The following is a 2,547-nucleotide window of genomic DNA, read 5'->3' on the forward strand; positions in this document are numbered from 1 at the left end:
CTGTCCGTGGCCATGAAAAAGTACCCACTGGTGGCCAAGTGGAGGTATCCGCTGGTGGCCGGATAAAAGTACCCACCCCGTGTTCGTCGTGTCGATCAGGAACTGCGGGCCCCGGTGGTGACGGTGAAGGTGCCAACCACTCATCGTCACCACCGGGGAGTTCCATTGAAGTCTGCGAGGGACCGCATGGACATCATTTCTGCTTATCAACAAGTCGGGTCATACCGCGGCGCCGCGCAGCTGTGCGGCACCACCCATAGGACCGTCAAGAAAGTCGTCGAGAAATTCGAAGCCGGTGAGAGCGCACCGCCGCGGGTCGAGCGGGCCCACAATTACGATGCGGTGGCCGATCTGGTCGCCGAGCGTGTCGAGAAGTCGGCGGGTCGGATGTCGGCGAAGCGGATGTTGCCGATCGCGAAGGCCGCCGGTTACGACGGGTCGGCACGCAACTTCCGTCGCCTCGTTGCTGAGGCGAAGGTGTTGTGGCGCAACGAACATCACCGGGGACGTCGCCCGGCGGTGTGGTCACCGGGTGAGTATCTGGTGATCGACTGGGCCCAAGCCGCACCCGGGTTGTTCCTGTTCTGCGCAGTGCTGGCGTTCTCCCGGTGGCGCTTCGTCGCGTTCGCCACCGACCAGAAGGCGTCCACGACGTTGGCGTTGATCGCCGAAGCGATGGCCGGGATAGGTGGTGTCCCGGCCCGGGTGCTGGCCGACCGGATGGCCTGTCTGAAGGGCGGCGTGGTCGCCAACGTGGTGATCCCTACCGCCGAATACGTCCGGCTGGCAGGTCATTACGGTTTCGCGCCGGACTTCTGCCATGCATCCGACCCTAAATCGAAGGGCATCGTGGAGAACTTGTGCGGCTACGCCCAACGCGACCTCGCCGTCCCGCTGCTCACCGACGCCGCCATCGCCGGGGTGCCGGTTGATCTGCGTGCTGCCAACGTTGCGGCCAGGGCGTGGTGTCTGGAGGTCAATGCCGCGGTGCATTCGGAGATCTGTGCGGTCCCCGATGAGCAACTGCTGATCGAACGGGAACTCCTGCAACCGTTGCCGTCGCTGCAACTTCGAATCGGGGCACCGTCGGTGATCCGCAAGGTCGACCGGCTGTCGTGTGTCCGGTATGCCTCGGCCCGCTACTCGGTGCCCACCCGACTGATCGGGACCAGCGTGGCCGTCGTCGTCGATCACGGCGCGCTGTGCATCGTGGAGCCCGCGACTGGGGTGATCGTGGCTGAGCACGAACTGGGTGCCCCAGGCAGCGCATCAGTCCTCGACGATCACTACGACGGTCCCCGCCCGGAACCTAGCCGCGGACCACGACCCAAAACTCATGCTGAGCAACAGTTCTGCACACTCGGCGAGGATGCTCAAGCATTCCTGGTCGGGGCCGCCGCGATCGGCAACACTCGGCTGGGCTCCGAACTGGAAGTCCTACTGGCGTTGGGCGCCGCCCACGGCACCGACGCCTTGGTCGGCGCGCTTCGCCGGGCGGTCGCGTTCCGGAGGTTCCGCGCGATCGACGTGCGGTCCATCCTGGCCGCCGGCGCCGGAACGCCGCAGCCCCGCCCCGCCGGGGATGCGTTGATCCTGGACCTCCCAGTCGCCCCGACCCGATCCCTGGCTGCCTACACGGTCAACCCGGCCGCAGACGGTGGTGCCACGTCATGAACGGCACGCCAGCCAAGGCAACCAAACCCGTTGCACCACTGTCCACTCCGCAATTCGCCGCTGATCTCGACGCCGGGCTGCGGCGGCTCAAGCTCGCCGCGATCCGGCGCACCGCCCCCGAAGTCCTAATCACCGCCAAGACCCAGCGCTGGACCCCCGAAGAAGTGCTACGGACCCTCGTCGAGACCGAACTGGCGGCACGGGATGCCTCCAACGTCGTCAACCGGCTCAAGGCTGCCGGGTTCCCGGTCACCAAGACCTTGGAGTCCTTCGACGTGGCCGCATCGTCGATTCAGCCCAAGGTGTTCGACTACCTGTCGAGCCTGGAATGGGTTCGCACACAACAGAATCTGGCGATCATCGGACCGGCTGGGACCGGCAAGTCCCACACCCTGATCGGACTGGGGGTCGCTGCGATTCATGCTGGGCACAAGGTCCGGTACTTCACCGCCGCCGACCTCGTCGAAACCCTCTACCGCGGCTTGGCCGACAACACCGTCGGCAAGATCATCGAATCCCTGCTCCGTGTCGATCTGATCATCCTCGACGAACTGGGCTTCGCCCCACTCGACGACACCGGCACCCAGCTGCTGTTCCGCCTCGTCGCCGGCGCCTACGAACGCCGCTCCCTGGCCATCGGCTCGCACTGGCCCTTCCAAGAGTGGGGTCGATTCCTGCCCGAGCAGACCACCGCCGTCAGCATCTTGGACCGGCTCCTGCATCACGCCACCGTCGTCATCACCGACGGCCAGTCCTACCGAATGAAGGACGCCCAACACCGGAAGGAGAACCCCCAACCAATCTAAGAATCACTGCACGGGGTGGGTACTTTTATCCGGCCACCAGCGGGTACTTCTACTTGGCCATTGACAG

At 65.3% G+C, this 2,547-nt stretch carries 2 protein-coding genes; both read left to right on the forward strand.

Features of this window, described 5'->3' with window-relative positions; all coding sequences use genetic code 11:
* Positions 1-165 precede the first annotated feature (165 nt).
* On the forward strand, positions 166-1,674 hold the full coding sequence (gene istA, locus JF781_RS27720) for an IS21 family transposase (RefSeq protein WP_079669096.1): 1,509 nt from the start codon (positions 166-168) through the stop codon (positions 1,672-1,674).
* The gene (istB, locus tag JF781_RS27725; protein ID WP_007172566.1) at positions 1,671-2,480 is read left to right on the forward strand and encodes an IS21-like element helper ATPase IstB; all 810 of its coding nucleotides are present in this window, start codon (positions 1,671-1,673) and stop codon (positions 2,478-2,480) included. The genes istA and istB overlap by 4 nt, the downstream gene beginning before the upstream one ends.
* Positions 2,481-2,547: the final 67 nt, after the last annotated feature.

It is taken from the genome of Mycobacterium sp. WUMAC-067 (assembly GCF_020217485.1).
In the GTDB taxonomy this organism is placed as follows: Bacteria; Actinomycetota; Actinomycetes; order Mycobacteriales; family Mycobacteriaceae; genus Mycobacterium.